We start from the raw sequence: 26,672 nt of genomic DNA, 5'->3' as shown, positions 1-26,672 counted from the left end.
GCCGCTGGCCGTACGTAGCCTAATTGAGGACTTTTGTAGTCTAATTGCGGATTTGATATAATTACCCTTAAGGTGCAGCTACACGTCCTGTTTATGCACCGGATAAAAAATATTTTTATTTATGTAGTCAACTACGTAGTTTTGTACTATAAATTAATACAAATGAGTACAGTACCTGTTATAAGACCAATTCACAACGAATATTGCCAGGAAATAATTGACATCATCCTGCCTATCCAGCAAAAGGAGTTCAATGTGCCTGTTACGCTGGAAGACCAGCCGGACCTGCAAGACATTGACACCAACTACCACCGCACCGGCGGCGGGTTCTGGGGAGGATTTATACAGGAAGAACTGGCCGGCACTATTGCCCTGATAAGCATCGGGCACCGCGCAGGGGCCATCCGGAAAATGTTTGTAAAAAAGGAGTTCCGCGGGAAGGAATATGGCATTGCACAACAACTGCTGGAGGAACTGGTTGCCTATAGCAAATCCGTGCAGATAACGGATCTGTACCTGGGCACGGTCGACAAACTCGCTGCGGCCCGCCGCTTCTATGAACGCAATCACTTTAAAGAAATAAAAAAAACGGATTTACCATCGTATTTTCCCCTGATGAATGCAGACAATGTATTTTATCACTTACACATTAATGACGGAGCAGCATGACAAATGTAATTGATGAATCAGGGATACTGGCTATTTCTACCAGGTTACAGCGACTCAGTGATCAGTTGCGGAAAGACGGGTTACAGATTTATAAGGCCAACGGGATCGACTTTGAGCCCAAGTGGTTCCCCGTTATCTATACGTTGCACCTGAAACCGGTGCTCAGCGTGGTGGAAATAGCCGTGGAAATCGGGTACTCCCACCCTTCTACTATCAGCCTGTTAAAGGAACTGGAAAAGCAAAAGCTGATCCGATCCAAAAAAGACAAAACAGATGAACGGAAGCGGCTTATCCTGCTTACAGAAAAAGGAAAAGCGCTTATTACTGATATGCAACCCGTATGGAATAAAATGGTGGTGGCCCTTACTGCGCTGACAGATACAAGAAATAACCTGATGAAGGCCATTGAGGAGGTAGAGCAACAAATGAAATCGTTTAGTTTTTTTGACAGGGTACAGCAACTGTAAAGCTTACGCCAGTAAGCCGTTCACCAGGGCTTTCCACTGCAACTTTGATATACCAATGGCGCCGGTGGCGCCTACCACTGCATTACGGAGCTTATCGCCCAGGTCATTGGTTTGTGTATTCGGCACCTCATTACGTCCGTATACAGTGGCAGTTATTTCCGCACCATTACGTACCAACACAAAGGAACTGCTGGCTTCCTTGCGCAGAAAATGCGCAATGCCCGCACTTTTCTGGATAGGGTGCTCCGACGGACGGGCCCTGATAAAAAATACTTCCTGGTGCTCATTAAGCACCACATGCTCCTTCTGCTCAATCTTTACCCAGTCGAACCCTTTCCCTGCATTGGTGCCTGGTCCGGGAATATCAATCCGTATATACATCCCTGTTTCCGCGCTGCCCTCCGCCGGTTTCCCGGCCAGATCCGTTAACTGGAACCCCGACGACATACTGCCGCTCAGTGTGGCCCAATGATTTACGTCCAGCAGCCGCGCAACCGCCGTTTTAAAGAATTCCTGCGCCGCCGCTTCATGAACCAGTGTTTTTACCTCAGCAGTTGTGGTAGCCTCGCCCGTATACTGCGCCGGAATAAATGGCGCCGCAATGTTATCTGCCATAACCTTAAAATTTACTGTAAAATAATAATGTAAGTATTCGGGTAAAAAACTTGTGCCAATTTTATATTACACTACCTTTGAGGTGTAAAAGTACGGACAATGCATTTCGGGCCTTGAAAACGATGCCACAGAGAAGCGCCTCTTTTGACCATATTTACTCTTCATTAAGAGCACGAATCCCACAACTGTCAACACCTTAGTAATTGTAAACACCGCCATTGCCGTAGAGCGATCTATACGCATGGGGAACAATTTGTTGATATTTAAAGATACGGAATATGAATAGTATATACTCGCTTATAGTGAGCTGTTTTCTCTCCCTGGCCTGCAGCAATGCAAAGCCCAACCAAACAAACGGGAAAATCACCGGCCGCTGGCAACCCGTAAAATCGGTGATGAGCTGTGTAGAAGACGGCAAAAAAACCTTTGATAAAACAGATTCCAGTTTCAGTCCCAACGACGTAATGGTTTTTAAAGATAACGGCATGCTGGAAGACGGCGGCCAGCGGTACGAAGCCTATACGCTCGATCGCCGCACCAAAGAACTCACGCTCCAGGAAGGCGGCGGCTATGGCATCACCTTTAAAATCCGGACCATGAACCCTGAGGAACTGGTCATCTTCCGGGAAGATGAAGAAGTCTTTAAAAATAAAAAACGGCAGATGAAACTTGAAATCTACTTCCGCCGCATATAGTCATTTCAGCACCGGCAATATAATGCCGGAAGGATGCGCCTCATCATGATAAATACGGATGGTTTCCTTTATAAAATCCTTTTCTGTTGCTTCATAAATATTGATGAACTGCTGTGGATTGCGGTCTGCTAAAGGAAACCAGCTGCTTTGCACCTGGATCATCAGCCGGTGGCCTTTCTGAAAAGTATGCGCTACGTCCGGCAACTGGAACTTCACCTGCGTTACTTTGCCCGGAATAAAAGGCACGGGCTTCTCAAAACTCTCCCGGAAACGGCCGCGGAATATATCGCCCCGTACCAGCATCTGGTAACCACCCAGCGGATAAGGCCCGCCGGCATCACGGGTTTTATTTGGCGGCGGCGTATCCGCATAGCGGAAATCATCCGGGAACACATCTATCACCTTTACCACAAAATCTGCATCACTACCGGTTATGCTTACACGAAGATCAACGGTTACAGGACCTCCGATAGTCAGGTTATCCGTAAGCGTATCCGTTTCAAAAGTCAGCACATCCGCACGGCGCGATGCAAAACGCTGGTCATCGGTCATATAATCCCTTGTACGGATGTAATGCACATCCTGCGTATAGGGCACGGGATGCGCCGGATCACTTACATACTCGCTAAAGCCGGTACTCCCGTTCTGCCACGACAACCCGCCATCCTGCTGTAAATAGATTTCTTTTTCTGTTGCCACCGGCGGCCATTTGCTAAACTGATGCCATTTGTTTTCCCCGCTGAAAAAGATATTCGCCTCTGCGAGATCTGACAGATTTCCTTTTCCTTTGAGATAATAATTAAAGAAAGGTACTTCTATCTGCTCCTGGTACCAGGTTGCCGTATTACTCCCAAACTGAACATGCCCCAGGCGCGTACCATCGTTGCCCGCCCACTGTCCATGATACCACGGTCCCATCACCAGCTTATTGAAATGGGTGGCCGAGTTTTGTTGCTCTATCGCCTTATATAAATTCCACGCGCCATAACAATCTTCTGCATCAAATAATCCGCCTACTACCAGCACTGCCGGCTTTATCTGCGCTACATAATTCCGCGGGTCGCGTTCCTTCCACCATCCGTCGTATTGCGGATGCGCGATGAGTTCTTTCCAGAAAGCAAGGCTATCGCCGGTGAGCCGGGTAAAATTCCTGATGGTCCCTATCTTCAGAAAAGTATTATAGTTATCGGCACAGGGTAGCTTCAACGCCTGCACCGGCGCTGTGGATACGGGCGCCGGATGCGGATAGCCAAAGCCTTTGGTATAAAAACCAAAGCAATCCATCAGGAAAAAAGCGCCGTTGTGATGAAAATCATCGCCGTGAAACCAGTCGGTTACCGGCGCCTGCGGACTCACCGCCTTCAATGCCGGGTGCCCGCTCAATGCCGCCATAGTAGTATAAAAGCCGGGATAAGAAATGCCCAGGGCGCCCACTTTACCATTATTGCCAGGCACATTTTCCAGCAGCCAGTCGATGGTATCGTATGTATCGCTGGCTTCATCAATTTCATGCCCTTTCTTCCCGGGGATAAAAGGACGGATATCTTTAAACTGTCCTTCACTCATCCAGCGGCCACGGACATCCTGGATCACGATGATATACTTTTCTTCTGCATAGCTTTTCCAGTAAGTATTCCAGAGATTAGGCGTAAACGCCACTCCATAAGGCGCGGCAGAATAAGGTGTGCGCGTGATCAAAACAGGATGCTTTTCACTGCTGTCTTTTGGAATATAAATAGCGGTGAAAAGATGCACGCCATCCCGCATGCGGATCTGCCGCTCTTCTTTATAATAATGTTCCTTTACCCATACGGAGTCTCCGGCATGCTGAGCCCCGGCCGGGAGCACGGCAAGTGCTCCCAGCAACATAAAAACAAATCGCTTCATCCTGCTCTTTTTAGTTCAAACCATCTACCGTCAAGGATTCTGAGGAAAATTGGCTGGATCGTTATGTATATCTATTTCGCTTTGCGGTATAGGAAATAATAGTCGGGCTGGCGTAAGCGCCGGCGTAGTAAGATTATACTCGTTTTTCAGGTGTGCCTGCATAATGGCCAGTCCTTTTGAATAACGGACCAGGTCAAACCAGCGGTTATTCTCAAAGGCCAGTTCTACCCTTCTCTCAGCAAAAACCGCATCCCGGAAACTGGCCTGGTTAGGCAGGTCTGCGGGTGTTTTATCACCCAGTCCGGCGCGGCGCCTTACCTGGTTAAGGAAGCCAAAAGCGCTGTTGGCGCCGGTTGCAGCGCTATACCCCTGTTCGTTCAATGCCTCTGCCTGGAGCAGCAGGATATCGGCATATCGTAATACCGGGAAACTGCTGCCGCCATCACCGGTAGCACCGGGAGCATCTAAATATTTCTTTACATAATTACCTGGTTGCGTGGTAGTAGCATTCTTATACGAAACGGTGTCCAGTGAGGCGATCAGCCTTTTGTCGCCGGCTTCATAAGCCGACACGATATCATGTGTGGGCCGGTTGTTGTTAGATCCTCCATAGGCGACACCGTTATAATAGAAAGAAAACGGTACCATGTCGGTAAAGTAGTAGTTGCCTTCGGAAGGATTCAATCCTTTTTTAAAACGGATGGTAAACAACACTTCCGCGTTGATACCGGCAGCCGGGTTATACAAGGCTGCGTAATCCGGCAACAGCGTATATCCGTTCACGTTTTTCAGCACGGTGGTGGCATCATTCCATTTCTTCTCGGTAACATATACTTTCCCCAGCAAACCATTGGCACTACCGGCGGTTACTCTCCCATAGTCGTTCACGTTAGTGTATACGGCAGGAAGCAGGGTGGCGGCGGATTGCAGGTCTTTCTCAATTTGCGCATACACTTCTGCCACCTCGTTCCGCTTATCATTCAGCGACTCGGTAGTTGTTTCCACCCTTGTTACCAGCGGTACTTTGCCATACAACCGCACCAGGTCGAAGTACACAAATGCCCGCAGGAAAAGGGCTTCGCCCCTGAATTGTTTTTTGGCCGAATCCGGGATAGCGGCGGCATCAATCTGGTCCAGTACCGCGTTGGCACGGGATATCGTAAGATAGGCGCCTGCGTATACATCGGTCAGAAATGGATTGGTAGTGGTTTCGGTGAACAGGTCGATCTGCGAAGCCACGCCGCCTAATGCGCCGCGGTCAAGGATATCGGTGTTATCGCTTCTTACTTCCATCAGGTAGTAGGCCGACTTACCATAGCTGCGCGTATTCTGCAATCCATCATAGATAGCATTTACACCCTGCTGGAAATCGCCCGTGGTTTTAAAGAAGGTGGCCGTGGTTTGATTGGATACCGGCGGAAGGTTGATGAAATTTTTACTGCAGGAAGTGATGACCGTTACCAGCGACAAGCCTGCTATTGCTTTGATGATATTTAACTGCATAAGTTCCTGTTTTTAAAATGAAAGATTAATACCTGCGGTGAATGTTCTGGGCAACGGATAGGTACCGTAGTCCTCCCCTTGCGACAAAGGCGCGTCGGGCCGGGCATTCACTTCGGGGTTATAACCGGTGTAGTCGGTCCAGGTATAAATGTTTTGCCCCGACAGGTACACCCGCAGGCCCTGGATTTTATTATTAAACAGTCGCTGGTTGAATGTATAACCAATCGTTAAATTACGTAAACGCACATACGAACCATCTTCCACAAAGAAGGAACTTGGCTGTGTGCTGTTGCCGGTGGTAACCCTGTTAGGCCGCATAGAATTGCCATCACCGGGATCTGTGGGTGATTTCCAGTAACCCGTTTCTTCGATCATCTGGTTGGCATTCCCTTCACTGTTGTACAGGAAGCGGCGTTGCAGGTTCATCACCTTATTACCCTGTGAAGCCTGTAATGACACGGTGAGATCAAAACCTTTATAGCGGAATTCGTTGGTGAGTCCCCATATAAATTTCGGGAAGTAACTGCCGATATCTGTTCTGTCGGACGCGTCAATTTTCTTATCGTCTGTTACGTCAACAAACCTGCGATCGCCGGGTTTGGTGCTCGCATAATGCGGATAGGCGTCTATTTCAGCCTGGTTTTTGAATACGCCGCCATTTACATAACCATAAAAACTACCAATGGGCGCCCCTACTTTGGTGATGTACAACTGTGAGATAGTACCGTTACCACCATCGGAAATGATGGGTGCATTATTGGCGCCGAGTTGCAGCACTTCATTTTTATTTGCCGCAATATTAAAGCTGGTGTTCCAGGTAAAAGCACCGGTAAAGTTGCGGGTAGTAAGACTGAATTCCACACCGGAGTTACGCACCTTACCAATGTTCTTCAACGCCTTACCAAATCCGGAACTCAGTGGTACCGGCACTTCCAGCAGCAGGTTGGAAGTTGTAGCGCGATAGTAATCGGCGCTCAGGTAAATCCTGTTTTCCAACAAGCCGATATCCAGGCCGGCGTTGAGCTGCACTGTTTTTTCCCAGGTGAGGTCGGGGTTGGCTGGTTGTGCCAGTCCCACGCCATTTACCGCGGTACCGCTTCCGTTGCCTAATACATAACCGTTGGAGGCCAGCAGGTCGTACGCTGCGTAGTTGGCAATCTGGAAGTTACCGGAAGTACCATAGCTTATCCTGGCCTTCAGTTCGGAGATGGCTTTTATTTTAAAGAAGGATTCGTTGCTAATGAGCCAGCCGCCTGATACTGCGGGGAAGTAGCCCCACTTGTTGTTGGCGCCGAAACGGGAAGATCCGTCGCTGCGGATACTGGCCGATACAAAGTATTTATCATCGTAGTTATAGTTAATCCTTCCCAGGTAAGAAAGCAACGACCACTGCGATTCCGTGGAGGTACCGCTGGTGATGGTGGCAGCATTCAACGTTTGTACGGCGTCGTTAGGAAAGCCGGTACCATAGGTTTCGTTGGCTTTGGTGGTATTCTTCTGCGAAGTATATCCCGCGAGCACATCAAACCGGTGTTTGCCGCTGATATTGAACTGGTAGTTCAATGTGTTTTCCCAGAGCCAGTTTACAGATAAGGCCGTTTGTGCCGATCCTTTGGGGATGGTAGGCGCCGCCTGTTGAATTGGCCGGTAGCTTCCCAGTACGGAAGGCCGGAAATAATTCCTGCTGAAGTGATTGATATCTGTACCGAAGAAGGTTTTAAATTTCAGTCCTTTGATGATTTCATATTCTCCCCAGGCGCTGCCCAGGTTACGCACGTGATCCAGTTTATCTTTGATCTTTGTTGCCAGCGCTACCGGGTTTTCACCACCGGAATAGCCATAGGCCCACACATTCTGCCGGTTGGTAGCCAGTGATCCGTCGGGGTTATACACGGGAAATACCGGCGATGCTTTCAATGCGTTGCTGAGGATACCGTCAAAGGTCCAGGGACCTTCGCTGTTGATAAGGTCATAATGATCAAAGGTAGGGTTAACGGTAACGCCTATCTTTAAACGGGAAGTCAGTTCCGCAGTGAGATTGGCTCTCAGTCCATACCTTTTATAGCCGGATCCCAGGATGATCCCTTGCTGATCGAGGTAGTTGCCGGAAATGTAATACTGGAATTTATCGTTGCCGCCGGAGGCCGACAGGGTATGATTTTGAATGGGCGCTGTTCTGAACAGGGCATCCTGCCAGTCGGTGTTAGTGAGACCTGGATTACCTGCGAGGTAAGGCAGTATTTCCGGTGCGATCTGGTAATTGGAACCACCCCGTGTGGCGTTATCATCCGTGATACTCCCCGAAGGTTTGAAATCCAGGTAAGCGTTGTTCTTGGCATCGAAGCTGAATTTTGACCACTGATAGGCATCCATCAGCTTTATTTTTTTACTCACCTGCTGAAAGCCGGCGTACATGCTGTATCCAAAGGAAGGAAGGCCATTTGTTTTTCCTTTCTTGGTGGTAATGAGCACTACGCCGTTGGAAGCGCGGGAGCCGTAAATGGCCGCTGAGGAGGCATCCTTGAGGATGTCTATTGACGCAATATCGTCGCTGTTTAAGGTGCTGAGCGGATCAGGGGATTTCTGGAAAGATGCCTGCCCGGTGATGTTTACCATGTCTGTAGCTCCCTGTAAATTCTTCAGGTCGTTCGACAATGGAATACCATCGATCACATACAGCGGGTCGATGCCTGCGGAGATGGAGTTCAGTCCGCGGATACGTACGCTGATGCTGCCTCCCGGTGCGCCGGTATTCTGTAATACCTGTACGCCTGCTACTTTACCGGCAATGGCCTGTTCAAAGCTGGTTACCGGCTGGTCCTTCAGATCGGCGGCCCGCACAGAGGCCACGGCGCCGGTGATTTCCCTCCGGCGTTGCACGCCGTATCCTACTACTACCACCTGGTTAAGCGAGGAGCTGGATTCTTTCAGGATCACTGCCACCGGCTGGTTTTCCCGCAAAGTAATGCTGCCCAGTTGCGCAGGCTCGTAGCCGATAGAGGTAAACCGGAAACTGTAAGGGGCGCCAACCACCAGGTCGGGAAAACGGAAAGTGCCACCGACATTGGTTTGCGTGGATACCGTAGTGCCTGACGCTTCATTTTTGGCGGTGACAGATACGCCCGGTAGCGCTTCGTGCTTTTCATTTTGCACGGTACCGGTAACGCCTGTACGCTTTTCCTGTGCAGCCAGGTATAACGGAGTTAATAATGTGAGCATCAATAGTGCGCTTCTCCATTTTTCTTTTAAAGAACGAAAGTAAAAAGAGTCCATAGGTGATTTTTGAGGCCCTGTGCAGGTTGTTGCCATGCCTGCAGTCATACAGGCACCGTTTCAGATACCTGTTGATTTACCAGGGCCGGTTTATAAAACAGCGGACCATTCATTGGCCGGTGATGCGATATTAGATTTTCAGTTTACAGCGTTAAAAGTAACAACAAGTTTTTAGTCTACCAAATCAATAGACTAATATCCCCGCAGTTATTTTGCGGTAGATAAATTTATCGTGTTGCGGATTGCCCCTATTAATTTAACTCATTTACACCCGGGAAAAGGGAAAACATTGCCTGTCCGGAAATGAACACTTCTCCCGTAAAAACGGACAACGTAATGGTAGTTGCTATTACATTAAGTGTTGATAACCAATAACCGGAAGATTGGCATTTTCTTAGTGCCGCAATAGCCCTCAACATTCCTGTATGTTCGGCAACCAATTTAAAATCGCGTGGCGGAATTTCCGCAAGCATCTCACACATGGCCTGTTAAACCTCACCGGTCTCACGCTGGGGCTTACCGGTTGTTTCTTTATAACACTGTATGTAACTGATGAATACAGCTACGACCGCTGGATACCGGGGCACGAACAGGTGTACCGCGCCGGCATGGAAGTAAAAACCCAAACCAATGATGTGATTGCCTTTGCCCAAACATCAGGTTTCCTGCGACAGGCATTGCTGGTATATCCGCAGGTGACAACGGCCACAAGGATCTTTGAATATGGCAGCAATACCGCGGTGAGCAGCAATAGCGGCGCACAGAAAAAATTTAATGAGAAAGGCATCTACTTTGCCGATAGTACCTTGCTGGAAGTGCTACCCTATCCTTTGCTGGCAGGCAATGCCCGCACTGCGATGAACAATGCGGATGGTATTATGCTTACGGAAGAAAAAGCGGAAAAATATTTTGGAAAAGAAAATAATGTCAGTACCTATCTCAATAAAATATTAACCATCAACGAAAAGAGCTACCGGGTAACGGGCGTGCTAAAAAATGTGCCCACCAATACTTACTTCCGGCCGGATTTTGTTATTTCCACGGTCAGCGTCCGCAACGAGCAATGGTTCCGGCGTAACATGGAAAACTGGCACGGCACCATGACGCATACCTTCTTTAAATTAAGGCCCGGCGTGCAATGGGAAGCCTTTGAAAAACAGATCAGGAACATTGCCTACCAGTATGTGGGCGATGAAATAAAGGCTAACAACCAGGTATATACGCATTTTATCCAGCCACTTACTACTATTCACCTGCATTCAAACCTCCGGTACGAACTCAGTAAAAACAGCGATATATTATATGTGCGGATATTATCTTTCGTAGCGTTATTCATCCTGTTGATCGCCGGCATCAATTTCATTAACCTGGCTACTGCCACGGCCAGCAGCAGGGCCAAAGAAGTGGGCGTAAGAAAGGTGATTGGCGCCAACCGCTCCCAGCTGATGCTGCAGTTTATGATTGAAGCGTTGATGATGAGCGTAATGGCATTTGCGCTTACGGCTGTTTTAATAGTCGTGCTGCTGCCTTTTTTCAACCATATTGCAGATAAAACTTTTACGGTGTCACAATTGTTCCGGCCATCACTTATTGGCGCGGGCCTTGGTATCAGTGCAGGCATCGGCATACTGGCCGGCATCTATCCGGCTATTATACTTTCCGGATTTAATCCCATGCGCATTATACAACGGTATGGCGCACAAAAGAAAACGCATTCGCTGCGGAATGTGCTGGTGGTAACCCAGTTTGCTATTTCCATCCTGCTCATTGTGGCCACCATCGTAGTACACCGGCAGCTGCAATTTATGAAAAGCTTCGATCTGGGCATTGACCAGTCGCAGGTACTGGTGATTCCCGTTACCGGGAAAGATGCCACTGCCAATATTAAAACGCTCCTCGAAAAATTCCGGGGACAGGCAGATGTGATTTCAGTAAGCGCCTCCGGCAATGTACCCGGCCAGGAATTTGGGAATAACCTTTTCCGGCTGAAAGGCGACCAGACAAAACAAACCGACACCAGGCTGCTGTCGGCCGACAATGAATTTTTCCGTACTTATAATATCCGGTTGCTGGCAGGCAGGTTAGTTAACATGACGCCGGATACCAGCCGGAAAAGCGGCGATATCATGATCAACGAAGCCGCCCTCCCCTTCTTTGGCTGGAAGAAACCCGAAGATGCGCTGGGACATGAATTTGATTACGGTTGGGGTACTGTATGCGGCGTGTATAAAGATTTTCATTTTACTTCGCTTCAACGCGGGGTAACGCCGCTGGCCATTTTTTATGATCCTTACTGGCTGAATTATATCAGCGTGAAGATGAATACCCGCAATGCGGCTGCTACTGTAGGGAGACTGGAAAAGACGTGGCAGTCGGTGGTTCCTTCGCTTTCTTTCAATTACTTTTTCCAGGATGAAGCATTTAACCGGCAATACCTGGCGGAACAACGACTGGGATCACTGTTCATGGTTTTTGCCCTGTTTGCTATTGCCATTGCGTGTCTTGGGTTATTTGGCCTTGCTTCTTTCACGGCTGCGCAGCGGACCAAAGAAATTGGTATCCGGAAAGTGTTGGGCGCCAGCGTAACGGGTATTGTAAAACTGTTGTCGAAAGATTTCCTGGCATTGGTGGTAATGGCCGCCGTTATTGCATTTCCGCTGGCCTGGTGGGCCATGAGCAGCTGGTTACAGCACTTCGCTTATCGCGTGCCGCTGAATGCGTGGGTGTTTATCGTTGCAGGCGGAGGCGCCTTGCTGATAGCGCTGATCACAGTTAGTTTCCAGGCGATAAAAGCCGCGCTGGCCAATCCTGTGAACAGCCTGCAGGCAGAATAATTGCGGCAAAGGCCCGTACCAGCCTTTGTTGTCTATTTTGTATAAAACACGATATCGTCTCCATCCGGTTCGCTGTCTGCCAGCTGTTCTTCCCAGCCTGCGGGCAATTTAAAGATGGTATGTAAGCCGCCCAGCAATTCCAGCCAGCCGCTCATTTCGTCGGACACTTCCAGGGTTTCGCCCTCCATTGTTTTAAACACCAGGAAGGCGGCTTCTCCCGGGTACGCATATACTTTGTATCCGGCAATATAGGTTACATCATCCCAGAAGATAGTGTTATCAATATCTTCATCATATTTCACATAAAGTGTCCGTTCATCAAATTGTATATCCATAGTGGTAAGATTATTTAGTTTGCAGTAATGGTAAAACTTACTTTAAACAACCGGCTGGCGCCGGCATCATTATCGGATACCAGGTGAAGCGTGAGGATGTTATCCTGTATGCTTTCCAGGCAAATACCTTCTATCTTTTCTCCTTTGAAAGCGGGATCTGCTGCTGTTAAATTGAGCATGCCATCCGGCGTAAGGGTGGTTTGTGATAATTTCCGGGAGATATTACGGATCCAGCCAATATAGCTGTCGCCGATAGCGCCATCATCGTAAGCATTAGCAGTGGCTTCGGAAGAAAAGGTACACAGTAACAGGTCCTTTTCCGCTATGTAACAAAGTTCCGACACGCCGGTAAATACAGGCGTTGGCGTTAGTAACGTAAACGGTACTACGCTAACCGCCGGGGCTGCCTGTTCCCAGAAGCCGGGGACCGTCAGCACCAGCTGGTTCTGCGGCCAGGTATTGTTGCCGCGGTTACCCAGCAGCAACGTATTGTTTACTACAGCGGCCCCTTCTATATTCAGTTCATTGATCCCGCTGTTCAGCAGTTGCGTGGTGAAATCCGGCGGATAAGGAATAAACTGCATGGTGGCAGAGTCGCCATCCGGCAGCGGCAGCAGCATTAGTTGACGGCGCTTTTCCGTTGCCAGGGAGCCGGAGGCCATGAGGTAGGTTTTACCATGCAGGTTAATCAGCGCGGAAGCCTCATAGTCGGCCTTTTCCGCTTTTGCAATGCGCTTGCCACTGATGCCGGGAATGGGAATACTTTTAATGACCTGGTACGCCTTATCCAGCACCTGGATGCAGGTGGCATCATCTCCTATGAGATACAACCTGCCGTCATGAAATTCCACTGCGGAGGCAGAAGGAAAATCGGGCAACAGCAATGTGCAGATGAGTGTGATAACCCCTTTCATAATGTATGTGATTACTTTAAATTGCTCACTACTTTCTTAATCGCCTGTGCCCAGAAGGTTCCCAGCACTTCTGCGCCTTTTGCATTGGGATGCAGCTGGAAAATGCCGGCCTTTCCCTGCTCCTGGATAAACAGTTCCGGGTGCTTCTTAAAATAGTTATACCCATCGCGATAGCCGGTGAATACCTGGTGTGGATGACTGGTGCGATAGCTGGCAACAATAGCGTCGAGCACCGGGAAATAAGATTGCAAACGGGCCTGTCCTTCTGCGAGGTAACGGGAACTGTTTTGTGTGTTGGCACTATACCAGGTGGGATGATGCAAAATGATGATGCAGCCGGGATAGTTGGTGAACAGCTGGTCCAATATCGCTTTTACATTTAAACGGTATTGCTCCGGCGATACCGGTGACCCGTTGGGGCCTTCTATGGCGCTGTCGTTGGTGCCCAGTACCATAGAGAATACGAGGAGCGCGTGCTGATCGTTTTTAAACGCATCTGCCGCGGCTACCACGTTATTGAATAAACGGCCGGTAGCTGGTAGGAAGTCGACCGTAGTAGAACCGCTTACGCCCTGGTTGCTGTATTGGATCTCCCGGTCCGGCATCGCATGTTTCAGCCATTCCCATGCCTTTACCGGGGGCGCTTCCTGCAACGGGTGCTGTAGGCCGCCGCCTTGTGTAATGCTGTTGCCGATAAAGACGATATCCAGCTTTTTCTTTTGCGCTGCCGCGCCGGCAGCGGTGAGTACCAGGAAGCAAAGGGCAGCAGATAATATTCTCATCATGATATAAAAACTTTCAAACTTGTAAAATAACACCTTCACCTGAGAATCAAACATTTTTCCTGAAAACACTTTTCCCGGAAATAAATTTTTGCGTAACCAAATGGTTACTTATATTTGTAACCGAAAGGTTACATAACTTAAAAACAATTACCGTGAGAAGAGATGTATTTCAGGCAATAGCGGATCCTACCCGGCGGCAGATCATCGGGTTGCTGGCTAACAGTTCACTGAACCTCAACGCCATTGCGGACAATTTCGATATCAGCAGGCCGGCGATTTCCAAACATATCCGGATACTGACGGAATGCGGGCTGGTTACCATCCGGCAGGATGGCCGGGAACGCTTTTGCAGCGCAGATCTGAGGCAGTTAAAAACCGTGGCCGACTGGACTGCCCAGTACCATGAATTCTGGACACAGAAACTGGATGCATTGGAAAACTACCTGGCCAAATCACCTAAGCACCGCAGGAAAAAACAGTAGTCATGTCAATCGTTTATCAATAAAAAAATTCACCATGAGTAACAAACCACTGGTATTCGAACGTACCCTGGACGCCCCCGTTAATGCAGTATGGGAAGCCATTACAGACAAAGACAAAATGAAGCAATGGTATTTCGATCTCGCGGCTTTTAAACCGGAAAAGGGATTTGAATTCAGCTTCACAGTAGAAAAAGATAACAAACAATATGTTCATCTTTGTAAAATCACAGACGTGATACCGGGTAAAAAACTCAGTTATACCTGGAAGTACAAAGGCGAACCCGGCGAATCGGAAGTAACGTGGGAACTGTTTCCCGAAGGCGGGAAAACCAAACTGGTGCTAACACATGCCGGCATTCACAGCTTCGCAGCAGCGAATGATCCTGCCTTTGCTGCCAGTAACTTTAATGAAGGGTGGACTTATATTCTTGGTACCTCTTTACCTGCATTCCTGGAAAAAGAACAAGTAACAAATTGAGTACAACGCCTGATGGGACGATGTTTCATCAGGCGTTTCCTTTACTCCGCCACGGTCACGAGCAATGGGGATTCAAACATGCTTACCGGCGAAATAATTTTCTCCGACAACGGAATATTGTTTCCGTAGATTTCTTTCATTTGCTGCTTTACCGCCGCACTGCCCAGGTCAAAATCTTTCAGCTGCTGCAGCTTGCCTACTTCGAGGCCGGTTCCTTCTTTATAAATTTTCCATACCAGTTCAGAACAATAGATCCGTTCATCGGACCAACCAAAATAGAAGTCGTAGTCCTTGCCATTGTATTGCTCCCCTGCTGCCTTCATTTTAGCCACTACTTCCGGCGTGAGCACGGTACCAGCATCTTTCAGCCGTTTTATTACAAAATGCCGGCCCTTTCCCCTGTTAATCCATTGCATCAGCGGGGTATATCTTACTGGTTGTAAGGCTTCATACACAAACCACTGATCATCTCTCTTAAAAATTATTCCGCAATGACTATATTTGGAATGTGTAGCCTGTTGAATGGCTGTGCTCAGGTCTGACTGGGATACCTGGAAAATGATATCCCCTTCCCGGACAACCGGAAATGTAGCTGTTAATTTTTTGGAGAGATGTTTGCCCGTGAAAATATAAGACGCCGCCGGTAAGGTACCCGTTACAATGGTGAGCGCCAGTACTGTAAGTATAATTTTTTTGAGACCTGACATAAACCCGAATTTAAGTAAAAATAGATCCTATTATTATATAACCCATAGAAAATGAACGACATACTTATCGTGCCGGCTATTACGGCTGAAGTGGAACTGCTACAGCAAATAGCCCGGGAAACCTTCCAGGAGAGCTTTGCAGCCGACAATACACCGGAAAATATGAAACAATACCTGCAGGAGAATTTCAGTATTGCCAAATTATCTGCAGAGCTGAGCGAGCCGGATTCAGAATTTTATTTCGCCATGCTCAAAAATCAGCCAATCGGTTATATGAAAGTGAACTTCAGATCTGCACAGTCGGAGTTGTACAACAGCCGGGCGGTAGAACTGGAACGCATATACGTTTTAAAGTCGCACCAGGGGAAAAAAGTGGGTCAGCAGCTGTTCAACCAGGCCATGACCCTTGCCATGGAAGCCCGCGCTCCTTTCCTGTGGCTGGGTGTATGGGAGCACAATACCAAAGCCATTGCGTTTTACCGTAAAAACGGCTTTACCGAGTTTACCACACATCCGTTTCAGCTGGGAACTGAAATGCAAACGGACCTTATTATGCGGTTAAACCTGCCGTTGCATAAGCTGCAATAAATTTATTTCACTATATTCGACGCCCTTTTTCATTTCAAAGCGCGGTTCATGAGTCATTTCCCGGTTTCCAGTTCCAATCTCTCCGCGCCGCACCTGGCGCTGTTCGTGCAATCACACTACAACGCGGCGGACAGCGCCACTTGCCATCTCATTAAATCAGGCGTAAACGATACTTACCAGGTGACCACTTCCGCCGGCAAATATATCTTCCGCGTGTACAGTCTGCACTGGCGAACCCGCGCCGATATTTCCGAAGAGCTCCGGCTGCTGCTGTTGCTTAAAGAAGGTGGCATCCCGGTATCGTGGCCGCTGGCCGACAAACAGGGCGGCTTTATACAAACCCTGCCCGCACCGGAAGGCGAACGGTATGGCGTATTGTTTTCTTTTGCAGAAGGAGAAAAATTACTGCACTACGATGATGAGTTACACATAAAAGCGGGTATGGTGATGGCCCGCATGCACCAGCTTACACAGCCCTTTACCCTGAACAGGGTTACTTATACCGCGCAAAACCTACTGGTGGAGCCACTGGAATCGCTTAAAAAATTTCTGCCGGCAGATACCCCTGAAATGGTGTTCATGGCTACGGCACAGGCTCATCTTTTACAGTTGCTGAAAGATGCCGACCTCGCTGCCATCCGGCAGGGCGTGGTGCATATGGATATCTGGTTTGATAATATGAATATCCGCCCCGACGGGGAAATTACGCTCTTCGATTTCGACTTCTGCGGCAATGGCTGGCAATGCCTGGATGTGGCTTACTATATCCTTCAACTCCATAGCCTGATCCGCGATATGCCGGAGTGCCAGGTTAAAATAGACCGTTTCCTTGAAGGCTATTCGGTTATCACCCCTCTCAGTGCGGAGGAGCAAAGACTGATCCCGGCACTGGGCGTATGCATGTATTTCTTTTACCTGGGTGTTCAGTGCGACCGCTATCACAACTGGTCTAATTCTTTCTTAAACGAAGCCTATCTTAAAAGATTTATCAACGTGCTGGTAAAGCGGTACTACGACCTGTATCTACAGAACGCATCACTGGTAAATCCATAACAGCACCGGCTGGGAAGAGGTATCTATATAGGGTTGCAGCGAAGCGAAATAAGCAGGGTTCAGTGTAGGACAGCCATCGCTGCGGCAAATGCCCTGATCCTGTGCAGCTGCGGGCACACAGGCGTGGCTGTGCAATACTACGAACCGGTCGAACGCACGACTGTTACTGCTATCCAGGCCATATAATTTATACGCCGTGCCAAACCGGCCACTATACTTGCCGCCTATACGATATTTCCCAAGTGAAGAACAACGGCTGCCGGATACATTGGAAAACACTACTTTTTCGGCTCTGAAATCCGGTCCCTGGCCATGCGCCACCAGGCCGCTGCTTTTTATTTTATGATGCAGCAGGTCGTAACAGATAAATCTTTTGCCACCGGAAAACACGCTGAAATCTACCAGGAAAGCATAGCGGGTATTATAACCATGCTTCACGGCATACTGTTGCAACACTTTTGCCTTTTCGTGCAGCCGTGTCTCATCAGGCGCCATCACAAGTTCCTGCGAAGCAGGCAGCAATGATGGTATTGAATGTGTAGTGGTATTTTTTTCTTTACAGGCGGCAAAAAAAAGTGCTGCCAACAGCAAAACCCTCCATGCTTTGAACCGTATCATGTTTGTCAGATGCAGGGCCACACATTTTCCATAAGCATCCGCAAAAATTGCGATACTTCGCTTTTATCTCCCCTAATTATTAAATCAAAAAAAATCCAAAAATAAAATCAAACTAATCAGTATAATCAGCGTAATCAGCGAGAAAGACAAAATCCGCGTTATTCCCAGATATCTTTAACATGAATGAGGATCGAGTAACGGCCAGTGGGAGGATAATGACCGATGTGCAGTTGCGTCTCATCAAAGGGCTGCGGCAGTTTATCTGCGTATTGCCCGTATAATTCCTGCACCACTGCAATGGCTTCCGCCTTATTTTCCACTACCCATGATTTGGCGGTTTTGTTATTATCAAACTGCTGGTTAAAGGCTTTCCGGGCAGATTCGGTTTGTTCAAACGGCACTACTTTCAGCGTCCACACCTCTCCTATCTTTTCCGGTTGTGCGGGTGTATCCAGGTTGATCTTAAACCTTTCCAATCCCGCAGGATCCAGGGCACGCATGATATCCATCGCAACTGACATAATCATAATTTTTTCTGACCGCAATATTACAACTTCCGGGTGTTATTCAGCGCCTTTTACGTTCATACGGATCGTATAAATGCCTTTACCGGCGGTGATGAACAGGATGTTATTATCTTTCCCGCCGAAACAGGCGTTGGCAGTCCATTCTGCCGGCACGTGGATCTGCCCGATCTGTTGGCCATTTTTGTTAACGACGGTAACCCCGTTTCCACAGAGATAAAGGTTGCCTTGTTCATCGAGCGCAATACCATCCGTTGTTTTGTCCGCCATGAGGTATTGACCAGTCAAACGGCCATCTGCATTCACGTTGTAGCGGTATACTTTGCCGCCCTCGATATCTGCCACGTACACCAGCTTTCCATCGGGCGTACCGATAATACCATTAGGCTTCTTAATATCTGCTGCGGCTACTACCGCTTCTTTTGCGCCGGGCGCCAGGTAGTAAACATTTTCTTCTTTCATATCGGGTTTCCTGCGCAACCAGTAATCACGCTGATAATAAGGATCCGTGAAATATATACCGCCGCCGGGGGCCACCCAAACATCATTGGGGCCATTGAGCTTGTGACCGCCGAAATTATTTACCAGCACTTTTATTTTTCCATTGGGAGAGATGGACCACAACTCGTATTGCTCATCTGCGCACGCTACCAGGTTGCCTTTTCCATCAAAATACATCCCGTTGGCCCGGCCTGCTTCCTTCAGGAAAACAGACAGCTTCCCTTTGGTATCATATTTCCAGATCTTATTGTTGGGCTGATCTGTAAAATAGATATTCCCTTTTTTATCGGCCGCAGGGCCTTCTGTAAAGTCGAATTGTTTTGAAACCAGCTTCAGCCGGGCATCTTTAGCCACTGTGGGCGGAAGGGTATCTTTTGTAACCGCACCTGCACCGAGGTAGCAACAGGTAGCCAATAGTAACGTGGAATAAAATTTTAACCGCATAGTGCTCCGTCAATTTTTACAATTGTAATCAATCCTGCGGAGAATTTTTTCTAAAAATGAGGAGAAGAAGGGCTGGTGGAAGAGATCATATTTATTTATAGAGCCGGCTATGTAAATAGCCCGCCTACAGGTAAACATGATATTGATTTTTTGGGGTAACCAACGCTGGATGACATCTTACCCGATTTTAGAATGGCGATCTATTCCGGTATGGGGATGCTACTCCTATGGAGAAAGGTCGTACGTTGATAGAGCGAAATTATCGTGATTAATGGCAGGGACATAGTACAAAAGCGACATCTTTTGCTTTACTCCATTATTTTATGGAGCCGTATGGTATTGGTGAGTTCCTGTTCGTGCATAAAGGAAGGGGTAATGCCTGCAAATTTTTTGAAGTCCCGGATAAAGTGCATCTGGTCATAATAACCGCTCTTGTAAGCGATTTCGGTCCAGGTTTTCTCGGGAAACAGTTCTTTTAACTGGTAGGCTTTACAGAAGCGGATGAGCCGCGCATATTGTTTGGGCGGCATTCCCAGCCGTTCGGTGCATTTCCGTTCAAACTGCCGCAGGCTGAGGCAGGCAAGCGACGCCAGGGCTTCTATTGTTCCGTTGCCGCCGGTGGCTACCAGGGCGGCCATCGCTTTGTCTAACGGCAGGATAGGCTTTACCTGGGATATTTTTTTAAGCAGATAAAATTCAACGATACTTATCATGTGTGCCCAATCGTCGGCTTCTTTCAACCGTTCGGTGATTTCATCAATTTCATTACCCATCAGCAGGCGGGTATCAAAATCCTGGTCATATATTTCAGGCATGGGAATCTTCAGCAGGCGGTGCAGGCCACCGGGTTGAAAGCCTATGCACAGCGCCAGGTGGCGGCGTCCCATATCCAGGGTTACCGGCTGCTCCTGCGGCCCGATGGTTACACAAACGGTTTTGGTTACATAGTCGCTGTGACCGGCCTTCAATACTTTGATCGGATCTTCCAGGTAAAAAATAATAAACCGCTGATAGGCGGGCACAAACCTGTAAATGTTTGACAGCGCCTTATTTTGGCTAAAATCTACTTCGTAGATGCCAAAATAACTCACGAGATCCCTCAGGGCCGGATGTGGTTTGTAACTTTTTGATTTCATGGATGTGTGCGGCTATAGGTGCTCAGTACTGCAATCCGCTGAAACAAATATATACAAATATTAAAAAAGTCAACCAATGCTACCTATAAGCGTTATCTTCTACGGGTTAATTTTATTTTATATTTAAAGATGAAAATTGCGATGACCGGAGCTTCCGGCTATATAGGCAGTGTGCTGGTTCCGCTGCTTTTATCCGAAGGGCATACCCTGCGGTTGCTTACCCGGAAACCGTTGCCGGAAACCACCCCGGCGGGCATTACTTTCGTACAGGGGGAGCTGTTAGCCGAAGCGGCTATCCGCCAGCTCGTAGCAGGTGCGGATGCCGTGATACACCTGGCGGCAGTCATTTCGGTAGATGACCGGCCCAATAAAACCCTTTTTCACATCAATACACACGGCACGCGGCTGCTGGCCGCCGCCGCACAGCAAGCAGGCGTTAAAAGATTCATTCACCTCAGCTCCGTTACTGCGTACGACCAGGCGCCCTATGATGAACCGATGAATGAAAGCCGCGGCGTGGTAAAAACCACGCGGCACGGTTACGACTATTCCAAAGCCGTATCGCAGGCCATTGTGCTGGAATATAACGGCAGCGGCATGGAAGTGGTAGTGCTGGCGCCAACAGCCGTCATGGGGCCGTTCGACCGGCAACCATCGCTGATAGGTAAAGCCATCATTAATATGTATAAAGAAAAAATACCGGCTCTTTTTCCCGGTGGTGTTGATTTCGTTGATGTAAGGGATGTGGCGGGGGCCATTGTAAGTGCATTAGCCCGGGGAACCGCCGGCGCTGTATACCTTCTGAGCGGCGAATGGGTATCACTCGTAAGCCTGAACAGGGAAGTTGGCCGGATAAAAGCACGCCCGGTAACGCTGCGGGTAGTACCTTTATGGCTTGTATTCAGCATGCTGCCATTAGTGAGAATGCTGGCGGTGATCAGCGGCGGACCGCCTTTTTATACGCGGCAGTCGGTGTATAACCTGATTTACAGCAACAAAAAAATTGATCATTCAAAAGCCGCCGCTGAACTCAATTTCAGGCCGCGGCCCTTTACGGAAACCCTTCGGGATACCATTGATTGGTTCAAACAAACAGGCGCTATCAAATGATTGACTATTTACCATCACCAGGTTATGTTGTTTTTGTTTGTTGCTGGGCGCTTACCGGTATTGGCGCGGGCATTTACCTGTTACGCAGGGAGGCGCCTTACGGCCGCTACAGCAGCGATAAATGGGGCCCCATGATCTCCAATAAACTGGCCTGGCTGCTGATGGAAGCCACCGTACTGGTTACCTTTCTTATATGGATCCCGCTGCGTACTTTTCTATGGCGTTCCCCCGCCGGCGTTATGGTGTTGCTCTTCCTGCTGCATTATGTACACCGCAGTTTCGTATATCCGTTTATGATACGTACCAAAGGCAAAAAAATGCCGGTGGTGATTATGTTATCGGCCATGCTGTTTAATACCGTGAATGGCTCCCTGCTGGGCATCTGGTTTACCGCTTTTGACCACTATCCCGATCATACATTTTTCACACCGTCGTTTATCACCGGCCTGTTGTTGTTCTTCGCAGGCATGTTTATCAACTGGTGGTCGGATTACCAGCTGATACGCCTGAGAAAAAAAAATGAAACAGGTTATAAGATACCACAGGCGGGGCTTTTCAAATACATCTCCTCTCCTAACCTGGCGGGGGAAATTATTGAATGGGGAGGCTTTGCATTACTTACCTGGAGCCTGCCGGCGCTGGCCTTTTTTATCTGGACCTGCGCTAACCTGGTGCCCCGTGCAATGGCCAACCACCGCTGGTATCAGCAACAATTCCCTGAATACCCGGCCAACCGGAAAGCATTACTTCCTTTTATCTGGTAACAACCCGCTTATGGCAAAGAAGTACAGTCAGTTTAAAGCAGCATTGGTGATGGCAAAAGCCAGTCTTATTGCCACGCTACGAAGCCCTACTTCCGTTGTATTTGCCCTCCTGTTCCCCGTTATTTTCGTTACGGTTTTTGGCGCCATGGTAGACAACACCGCCGTAAAAGTAAAGGTCCGGCTATCGCCGCACAGCGACAGCGCCAACCCCATGTATGCGGCCATTAAAGCCATCCGTATCTTCGACCTTTCTTATGGCAGCGATTCCGCAGCGATGTTGTCGGATCTGAAAAAAGGAAGGATTGCCGCCGTGCTATATCTTCATGCGCCCACCGTGGTAAACGGCCTGCCGCAGTTCCGGACAGATCTGCTGGGAAGCAGCGCGGTAGCGGATAAAATGCCGCTGATCCAGGCAGCGCTGCAGGAAGCGGCCGGCAAGATAAACCAACGCATATTACCGGATCAGCCGGCGCCGGCATCCATACAGGTGGTGAATATACCCGGGCGGGTATACCGGCAGATAGATTTTATTTTACCGGGGCAACTGGGCTTTTCTTTACTCATGGCAGGTGTATTCAGCTCTGCGTTCCTCTTGTTTAACCTCCGGCATACGCTCGTACTGAAACGCATATACGTAACGCCGGTGAGCCGCGCGGCCATCCTGCTGGGTGAAATGCTCAGCCGCTTATTATTCCAGGTCATCTGCTTTATTATCATCACCGCGCTGGGATACTTTGCATTTCAATTCACGCTGGTAAACGGGCTCCTCACCTTTATGGAAATGCTGCTGCTCTCTGTTTTTGGATTGGTGATTTTTATGGGTATCGGTTTTATTATCAGCGGCATTATCCGCAATGAAAGCTCCATTGCGCCGGTGGCTAATACGCTTACCGTACCACAGATATTACTTTGCGGATTGTTTTTCCCGATAGATAATTACCCGGTGTGGTTGCGCACTTTTTGTGAATTGCTCCCACTAACTTTTTTTGTAGACGGGTTACGCAAAATTGCCTTTGAAGGTTTGCATATCTGGCAGATACCGCTGCAACTCGCGGGGCTAGTCGTATGGGGTATACTTATTGCCGGGTTATCGATCCGGTCGTTCAAATGGGAATAACAAATTGGCGCAACTGCCCCTTTTATTGTCGTATCTGGCCACCTCTTTCTTTACAGCAGCAACTTAACTTTATGGTATCTTATTAAACACAAATAAAAAATAAAAACATGGCAGCAGTTAATCCTTACCTGAATTTCAACGGCAATTGTGAAGAGGCTTTTAATTTTTACAAAGCTGTTTTTGGCAAAGAATTCCAGACATTCACCCGCTTCGGAGAGATGGAGCATCGCGCGGAAGGCGAAGAAAATAAGGTGATGCACGTAGCGCTACCACTCGGTAAAGATTCTTTCCTGTTTGGCAGCGACAGGCCCGGCGCATATGGCAAAGGCACCCTGGGCGACCTTTTCTTTGTGGCTATTGCAGCAGAAAGTGAAGCGGAAGCAGACAATTTGTTTAAAGGTTTGTCGGAAGGCGGCCAGCCCACCATGCCCATGAACAAGGCTCCCTGGAATGCTTATTTTGGTATGTTAACCGATCAGTATGGCGTATCCTGGCTGATCAATTACGACTATGCCCAGAAAGGCTGATTCCCCGTTTAAAAGAAAATAAAGCAGCCGGTTCACTCCACTGAACCGGCTGTTGCATTGTGACAGGTATAGGACAGCATTTCTTTTATTTGTTGACAATTAACCCCGTCAGTTGTTTATCCAATTGCTCACCACGGAGGTTCTTTGCAATAATTTTACCGTCCGGCGCAATCAGGTAGTTGGTAGGTACACCCCGTACACCATACTGGCGCGCCACCGCGTTATCCCAGTATTTAAGATCGGATACATGCACAAAGTCCTGCAAACCGTCTTTTTCAATGGCGCCCAGCCAGGCAGCCTTCTTCCCCGGCTGATCCAGCGATACGCTGAGCACCACGAAGTTTTTATCATGGAACTTCTTAAAGGCAGCCACCACGTTAGGATTTTCTGCACGGCAGGGTCCACACCAGGAAGCCCAGAAATCCAGCAATACATATTTACCCCTGAAGTCGGATAACTTCACCGGCTTGTCGTTGATATCATTCTGGGTGAAGTCAGGCGCAGGCGCTCCAATGCCCAATGCCTTTTCGGTTTCCATCGACTGGTAAAACTCCTGGCCGGCAGGGCTTTTCTTCAGCGCAGCTGTAAGACCATTGTACATGGGCGTTAGCTCCTTCAGGTTCATGTTATTCATCACCGCCAGCTCTTTCAGCGCTACAATGCTGAAAAAGGAATTGGGGTTTTCACTGACAAACCTGCGCTGCAAGGCTTTCTTTTCAGCAATGGCGGCATGGAAGCGGGTATTCAGTTTATTGGTGAAAGCGGTATCATTTCTTTGCGCTTCGGTAGCCGCTCCAAAATCCTTGTTGATGCCTGCCATAGCAGTATCATAGGCCGCAATAAACAATTTGTAACGGTCGTGTTCCTTGTTTACCGGGGAACCGGTGATCACCGCATCGCTGATATTATCGCTGCCGGCAATGGTAAAAGTGGTATTATCCAGGTAAAGCAGGCGACGGTCCATGTCGGGGCCGGGGTTACCGGTGCCTTTATGATCCACCATCAGCATCACCATATAGGGCGATTTCAAGGTTCCTTTAAATTCAAACATGCCATTTTTGATAACGGCCGAGTCAAGGAAGGTTTCCCCATTCACGCGCCGGTCGAGGTAGGCTTTGGCGCCAGGTTCCACCTGCCCCACTTTACCTTTCAGTGTGTATGCCTGCTGTGCAAAGGTCATGGCCGGCAATGCCAGTGCTCCTATTAACATCCCTATTTTCATAAATTAACTTTAGATAGTTGGTATATAAAGAAATAAAGCAGGAAAGCACCGGAATCTTAGCGTTATTCCTGTTTTTTTTATTCCATACAGTGGCGCCTGCGCGGCTTTAACAGTAGTTAACATTGTCATAATAAACTAATTAGCCTTGCCACCGTCTAATCCCCCGTAGCCAGCTACCGGATAATTATCGCCGTTTTTTGAACAATACAATTGAACGGATAGTTACTCATAGTACCTGATTGCTGTCTGTATTATTTAAATGAACTGTAAAAATGCTATGAGTAGATCTACCATTGCGCTCCTGCTGTTGCTGTTATGTGCCTGTAAAAACAAGCAACAAGGGAACACACAAACCGCTGTAAAGCCTTACCCTGTGATTGTACTGCAACCTAAAAACGCCACCATCAATGCCGACTATCCCGCTACCATCCAGGGTATCCAGAATATTGAGATCCGGCCAAAGATAGATGGATATGTAGATGCCATCTACATCGACGAAGGCGCTACCGTAAAAAAAGGACAGCTGTTGTTCCGTATCAGCGCTCCGCAATATGAGCAGAATGTAAATACTGCCCAGGCCAATATCAAAATAGCGGTGGCAGATGTAAATGCCGCACAGATGCAGCTCAACAAGGTAAAGCCCCTGGTGGAAAAGGACATTATCAGCGCCTATGAACTGGAAGCTGCGGCCTATAACCTGCAGTCCAAGCAGGCAGCGCTGGCACAGGCCCAGGCGGCGTTTAACAACGCCAAAACCAATTTAAGCTACACCACTATTTACAGTCCGGCCGACGGCGTGGTAGGCATCCTGCCTTATAAAATAGGCAGCCTGGTGAGCAGCACCACCGCCAACCCACTGACCACCGTTTCCAATATTACCCAGATCTACGCCTATTTTTCAATTAACGAAAGACAGGGACTGGATTTCTTCCTCGCCTCAAAAGGCGCCACCATGCAGGAAAAGCTGGCTACCCTGCCACCGGTAACACTGGTGCTGGCCAACGGCATTGTGCTGCCCCGCAAAGGGCGCGTGGAAACCGCGAGCGGTTTAATCAACCCCTCCACCGGCGCGCTCAATATGAGGGCCACCTTTTCCAACCCGGATGGGTTGGTACGCAGCGGCAGCAGCGCCATTGTAAGGATTCCCCAGCTGATAGATACCGCACTGCTGGTGCCGCAAAAGGCCACCTTCCAGATCCAGGGCAAGCTGTTCGTGTATGTACTGGATGCAGATAACAAAGTAAAATCAGTAGACATAGGCTCCAATGCCAGCGCTGCCGGTCAGTCGTTTGTAGTGCAGCATGGCGTGAAAGCGGGCGATAAAATAGTGGTAGACGGGATCAGCAACCTCCGGGAAGACCTGGTGATCAAGCCACGCCTGGTAAACGCAGACAGTGTTTACAACAGTCTCTGATCCATTTAAA

26 protein-coding genes are annotated in these 26,672 nt (G+C 48.5%); 13 read left to right on the top strand and 13 right to left on the bottom strand.

Annotated elements, in window-relative coordinates; translation table 11 throughout:
- Positions 1–162: 162 nt before the first annotated feature.
- Complete coding sequence (locus tag AB6805_RS17970) at positions 163–669, top strand: GNAT family N-acetyltransferase (protein WP_370910828.1); 507 nt, start codon at positions 163–165, stop codon at positions 667–669.
- Positions 666–1,136, top strand: a complete 471-nt coding sequence (locus AB6805_RS17965) for a MarR family winged helix-turn-helix transcriptional regulator (RefSeq protein ID WP_370910827.1) — start codon at positions 666–668, stop codon at positions 1,134–1,136. The genes AB6805_RS17970 and AB6805_RS17965 overlap by 4 nt, the downstream gene beginning before the upstream one ends.
- A gap of 3 nt (positions 1,137–1,139) precedes the next feature.
- On the opposite strand, the gene AB6805_RS17960 is transcribed toward AB6805_RS17965, so the two are convergent.
- Positions 1,140–1,751 (bottom strand): hypothetical protein, encoded by a 612-nt coding sequence (locus tag AB6805_RS17960; protein WP_370910826.1) that lies wholly within the window; start codon positions 1,749–1,751, stop codon positions 1,140–1,142.
- Between the two features lie 278 nt (positions 1,752–2,029).
- Here AB6805_RS17960 and AB6805_RS17955 point away from each other — a divergent pair, with 278 nt between their 5' ends.
- Entirely contained in the window at positions 2,030–2,446 is a 417-nt protein-coding gene (locus AB6805_RS17955; RefSeq protein ID WP_370910825.1) for a hypothetical protein, read from the top strand.
- Here AB6805_RS17955 and AB6805_RS17950 read toward each other — a convergent pair whose 3' ends face one another.
- The 3 genes from AB6805_RS17950 to AB6805_RS17940 are packed head-to-tail and all read right to left on the bottom strand — an operon-like array spanning position 2,447 to position 9,109.
- Positions 2,447–4,333: a CocE/NonD family hydrolase gene (locus AB6805_RS17950; RefSeq protein WP_370910824.1), complete on the bottom strand. Its 1,887-nt coding sequence runs from the start codon at positions 4,331–4,333 to the stop codon at positions 2,447–2,449.
- Positions 4,334–4,363: 30 nt separating this feature from the next.
- On the bottom strand, positions 4,364–5,836 hold the full coding sequence (locus AB6805_RS17945; RefSeq protein ID WP_370910823.1) for a RagB/SusD family nutrient uptake outer membrane protein: 1,473 nt from the start codon (positions 5,834–5,836) through the stop codon (positions 4,364–4,366).
- A gap of 12 nt (positions 5,837–5,848) precedes the next feature.
- Positions 5,849–9,109 (bottom strand): SusC/RagA family TonB-linked outer membrane protein, encoded by a 3,261-nt coding sequence (locus tag AB6805_RS17940; RefSeq protein WP_370910822.1) that lies wholly within the window; start codon positions 9,107–9,109, stop codon positions 5,849–5,851.
- A 425-nt stretch (positions 9,110–9,534) separates the two neighbouring features.
- Here AB6805_RS17940 and AB6805_RS17935 point away from each other — a divergent pair, with 425 nt between their 5' ends.
- On the top strand, positions 9,535–11,943 hold the full coding sequence (locus AB6805_RS17935) for an FtsX-like permease family protein (RefSeq protein WP_370910821.1): 2,409 nt from the start codon (positions 9,535–9,537) through the stop codon (positions 11,941–11,943).
- Between the two features lie 32 nt (positions 11,944–11,975).
- Here AB6805_RS17935 and AB6805_RS17930 read toward each other — a convergent pair whose 3' ends face one another.
- Genes AB6805_RS17930 through AB6805_RS17920 form a run of 3 tightly spaced genes read right to left on the bottom strand, consistent with a single transcriptional unit; the run spans position 11,976 to position 13,977 of the window.
- Complete coding sequence (locus tag AB6805_RS17930; RefSeq protein ID WP_370910820.1) at positions 11,976–12,278, bottom strand: hypothetical protein; 303 nt, start codon at positions 12,276–12,278, stop codon at positions 11,976–11,978.
- Between the two features lie 14 nt (positions 12,279–12,292).
- The gene (locus AB6805_RS17925; RefSeq protein ID WP_370910819.1) at positions 12,293–13,192 is read right to left on the bottom strand and encodes a hypothetical protein; all 900 of its coding nucleotides are present in this window, start codon (positions 13,190–13,192) and stop codon (positions 12,293–12,295) included.
- Between the two features lie 11 nt (positions 13,193–13,203).
- The gene (locus tag AB6805_RS17920; RefSeq protein ID WP_370910818.1) at positions 13,204–13,977 is read right to left on the bottom strand and encodes a GDSL-type esterase/lipase family protein; all 774 of its coding nucleotides are present in this window, start codon (positions 13,975–13,977) and stop codon (positions 13,204–13,206) included.
- A 152-nt stretch (positions 13,978–14,129) separates the two neighbouring features.
- Between AB6805_RS17920 and AB6805_RS17915 the strand changes: the two genes are divergently transcribed.
- Together AB6805_RS17915 and AB6805_RS17910 are read left to right on the top strand one after the other, a co-directional pair.
- Positions 14,130–14,459, top strand: coding sequence for an ArsR/SmtB family transcription factor (locus AB6805_RS17915; RefSeq protein ID WP_370910817.1), 330 nt, complete (start codon positions 14,130–14,132; stop codon positions 14,457–14,459).
- Between the two features lie 34 nt (positions 14,460–14,493).
- Complete coding sequence (locus tag AB6805_RS17910) at positions 14,494–14,937, top strand: SRPBCC domain-containing protein (RefSeq protein ID WP_370910816.1); 444 nt, start codon at positions 14,494–14,496, stop codon at positions 14,935–14,937.
- Positions 14,938–14,978: 41 nt separating this feature from the next.
- Here AB6805_RS17910 and AB6805_RS17905 read toward each other — a convergent pair whose 3' ends face one another.
- Positions 14,979–15,644, bottom strand: coding sequence for a YiiX family permuted papain-like enzyme (locus AB6805_RS17905; RefSeq protein WP_370910815.1), 666 nt, complete (start codon positions 15,642–15,644; stop codon positions 14,979–14,981).
- A gap of 51 nt (positions 15,645–15,695) precedes the next feature.
- On the opposite strand from AB6805_RS17905, the gene AB6805_RS17900 reads away from it, so the two are divergent.
- Positions 15,696–16,232, top strand: a complete 537-nt coding sequence (locus AB6805_RS17900) for a GNAT family N-acetyltransferase (RefSeq protein WP_370910814.1) — start codon at positions 15,696–15,698, stop codon at positions 16,230–16,232.
- Positions 16,233–16,280: 48 nt separating this feature from the next.
- Positions 16,281–17,285 (top strand): phosphotransferase enzyme family protein, encoded by a 1,005-nt coding sequence (locus AB6805_RS17895; RefSeq protein ID WP_370910813.1) that lies wholly within the window; start codon positions 16,281–16,283, stop codon positions 17,283–17,285.
- On the opposite strand, the gene AB6805_RS17890 is transcribed toward AB6805_RS17895, so the two are convergent.
- The 4 genes from AB6805_RS17890 to AB6805_RS17875 form a co-directional block, all read right to left on the bottom strand.
- Complete coding sequence (locus AB6805_RS17890) at positions 17,268–17,903, bottom strand: murein L,D-transpeptidase catalytic domain-containing protein (RefSeq protein WP_370910812.1); 636 nt, start codon at positions 17,901–17,903, stop codon at positions 17,268–17,270. The genes AB6805_RS17895 and AB6805_RS17890 overlap by 18 nt on opposite strands.
- A 158-nt stretch (positions 17,904–18,061) precedes the next feature.
- Positions 18,062–18,424, bottom strand: coding sequence for a hypothetical protein (locus tag AB6805_RS17885; protein WP_370910811.1), 363 nt, complete (start codon positions 18,422–18,424; stop codon positions 18,062–18,064).
- 42 nt (positions 18,425–18,466) lie between these two features.
- A complete protein-coding gene (locus AB6805_RS17880) occupies positions 18,467–19,372 on the bottom strand; it encodes an SMP-30/gluconolactonase/LRE family protein (protein ID WP_370910810.1) in 906 nt (301 codons plus the stop codon).
- A gap of 308 nt (positions 19,373–19,680) precedes the next feature.
- Positions 19,681–20,508, bottom strand: coding sequence for a helix-turn-helix domain-containing protein (locus tag AB6805_RS17875; protein ID WP_370910809.1), 828 nt, complete (start codon positions 20,506–20,508; stop codon positions 19,681–19,683).
- A 129-nt stretch (positions 20,509–20,637) separates the two neighbouring features.
- Between AB6805_RS17875 and AB6805_RS17870 the strand changes: the two genes are divergently transcribed.
- From AB6805_RS17870 to AB6805_RS17855, 4 genes are all read left to right on the top strand, one after another.
- Complete coding sequence (locus AB6805_RS17870; RefSeq protein WP_370910808.1) at positions 20,638–21,618, top strand: NAD-dependent epimerase/dehydratase family protein; 981 nt, start codon at positions 20,638–20,640, stop codon at positions 21,616–21,618.
- A complete protein-coding gene (locus AB6805_RS17865) occupies positions 21,615–22,382 on the top strand; it encodes a DUF1295 domain-containing protein (protein ID WP_370910807.1) in 768 nt (255 codons plus the stop codon). The genes AB6805_RS17870 and AB6805_RS17865 overlap by 4 nt, the downstream gene beginning before the upstream one ends.
- A gap of 10 nt (positions 22,383–22,392) precedes the next feature.
- A complete protein-coding gene (locus AB6805_RS17860) occupies positions 22,393–23,499 on the top strand; it encodes an ABC transporter permease (protein WP_370910806.1) in 1,107 nt (368 codons plus the stop codon).
- A gap of 107 nt (positions 23,500–23,606) precedes the next feature.
- Positions 23,607–24,026 (top strand): VOC family protein, encoded by a 420-nt coding sequence (locus AB6805_RS17855; RefSeq protein ID WP_370910805.1) that lies wholly within the window; start codon positions 23,607–23,609, stop codon positions 24,024–24,026.
- An 85-nt stretch (positions 24,027–24,111) separates the two neighbouring features.
- Here AB6805_RS17855 and AB6805_RS17850 read toward each other — a convergent pair whose 3' ends face one another.
- Positions 24,112–25,248, bottom strand: coding sequence for a redoxin domain-containing protein (locus AB6805_RS17850; protein WP_370910804.1), 1,137 nt, complete (start codon positions 25,246–25,248; stop codon positions 24,112–24,114).
- Between the two features lie 277 nt (positions 25,249–25,525).
- On the opposite strand from AB6805_RS17850, the gene AB6805_RS17845 reads away from it, so the two are divergent.
- Complete coding sequence (locus AB6805_RS17845; RefSeq protein WP_370910803.1) at positions 25,526–26,662, top strand: efflux RND transporter periplasmic adaptor subunit; 1,137 nt, start codon at positions 25,526–25,528, stop codon at positions 26,660–26,662.
- The last annotated feature ends 10 nt before the right edge of the window (positions 26,663–26,672 follow it).

It is taken from the genome of Chitinophaga sp. RCC_12 (assembly GCF_041360695.1).
Classification (GTDB): Bacteria; Bacteroidota; Bacteroidia; order Chitinophagales; family Chitinophagaceae; genus Chitinophaga.
The sequence above is the reverse complement of the archived record's forward strand: the minus strand, read 5'-3'. Positions and strand labels throughout refer to the sequence as shown.

Coding starts and splice junctions, on each gene's coding strand:
- AB6805_RS17970 (WP_370910828.1), top strand. CDS start 163: ATGAGTACAGTACCTGTTATAAGACCAATTCACAACGAATATTGCCAG.
- AB6805_RS17965 (WP_370910827.1), top strand. CDS start 666: ATGACAAATGTAATTGATGAATCAGGGATACTGGCTATTTCTACCAGG.
- AB6805_RS17960 (WP_370910826.1), bottom strand. CDS start 1,751: ATGGCAGATAACATTGCGGCGCCATTTATTCCGGCGCAGTATACGGGC.
- AB6805_RS17955 (WP_370910825.1), top strand. CDS start 2,030: ATGAATAGTATATACTCGCTTATAGTGAGCTGTTTTCTCTCCCTGGCC.
- AB6805_RS17950 (WP_370910824.1), bottom strand. CDS start 4,333: ATGAAGCGATTTGTTTTTATGTTGCTGGGAGCACTTGCCGTGCTCCCG.
- AB6805_RS17945 (WP_370910823.1), bottom strand. CDS start 5,836: ATGCAGTTAAATATCATCAAAGCAATAGCAGGCTTGTCGCTGGTAACG.
- AB6805_RS17940 (WP_370910822.1), bottom strand. CDS start 9,109: ATGGACTCTTTTTACTTTCGTTCTTTAAAAGAAAAATGGAGAAGCGCA.
- AB6805_RS17935 (WP_370910821.1), top strand. CDS start 9,535: ATGTTCGGCAACCAATTTAAAATCGCGTGGCGGAATTTCCGCAAGCAT.
- AB6805_RS17930 (WP_370910820.1), bottom strand. CDS start 12,278: ATGGATATACAATTTGATGAACGGACACTTTATGTGAAATATGATGAA.
- AB6805_RS17925 (WP_370910819.1), bottom strand. CDS start 13,192: ATGAAAGGGGTTATCACACTCATCTGCACATTGCTGTTGCCCGATTTT.
- AB6805_RS17920 (WP_370910818.1), bottom strand. CDS start 13,977: ATGATGAGAATATTATCTGCTGCCCTTTGCTTCCTGGTACTCACCGCT.
- AB6805_RS17910 (WP_370910816.1), top strand. CDS start 14,494: ATGAGTAACAAACCACTGGTATTCGAACGTACCCTGGACGCCCCCGTT.
- AB6805_RS17905 (WP_370910815.1), bottom strand. CDS start 15,644: ATGTCAGGTCTCAAAAAAATTATACTTACAGTACTGGCGCTCACCATT.
- AB6805_RS17900 (WP_370910814.1), top strand. CDS start 15,696: ATGAACGACATACTTATCGTGCCGGCTATTACGGCTGAAGTGGAACTG.
- AB6805_RS17895 (WP_370910813.1), top strand. CDS start 16,281: ATGAGTCATTTCCCGGTTTCCAGTTCCAATCTCTCCGCGCCGCACCTG.
- AB6805_RS17890 (WP_370910812.1), bottom strand. CDS start 17,903: ATGATACGGTTCAAAGCATGGAGGGTTTTGCTGTTGGCAGCACTTTTT.
- AB6805_RS17885 (WP_370910811.1), bottom strand. CDS start 18,424: ATGTCAGTTGCGATGGATATCATGCGTGCCCTGGATCCTGCGGGATTG.
- AB6805_RS17880 (WP_370910810.1), bottom strand. CDS start 19,372: ATGCGGTTAAAATTTTATTCCACGTTACTATTGGCTACCTGTTGCTAC.
- AB6805_RS17875 (WP_370910809.1), bottom strand. CDS start 20,508: ATGAAATCAAAAAGTTACAAACCACATCCGGCCCTGAGGGATCTCGTG.
- AB6805_RS17870 (WP_370910808.1), top strand. CDS start 20,638: ATGAAAATTGCGATGACCGGAGCTTCCGGCTATATAGGCAGTGTGCTG.
- AB6805_RS17865 (WP_370910807.1), top strand. CDS start 21,615: ATGATTGACTATTTACCATCACCAGGTTATGTTGTTTTTGTTTGTTGC.
- AB6805_RS17860 (WP_370910806.1), top strand. CDS start 22,393: ATGGCAAAGAAGTACAGTCAGTTTAAAGCAGCATTGGTGATGGCAAAA.
- AB6805_RS17855 (WP_370910805.1), top strand. CDS start 23,607: ATGGCAGCAGTTAATCCTTACCTGAATTTCAACGGCAATTGTGAAGAG.
- AB6805_RS17850 (WP_370910804.1), bottom strand. CDS start 25,248: ATGAAAATAGGGATGTTAATAGGAGCACTGGCATTGCCGGCCATGACC.
- AB6805_RS17845 (WP_370910803.1), top strand. CDS start 25,526: ATGAGTAGATCTACCATTGCGCTCCTGCTGTTGCTGTTATGTGCCTGT.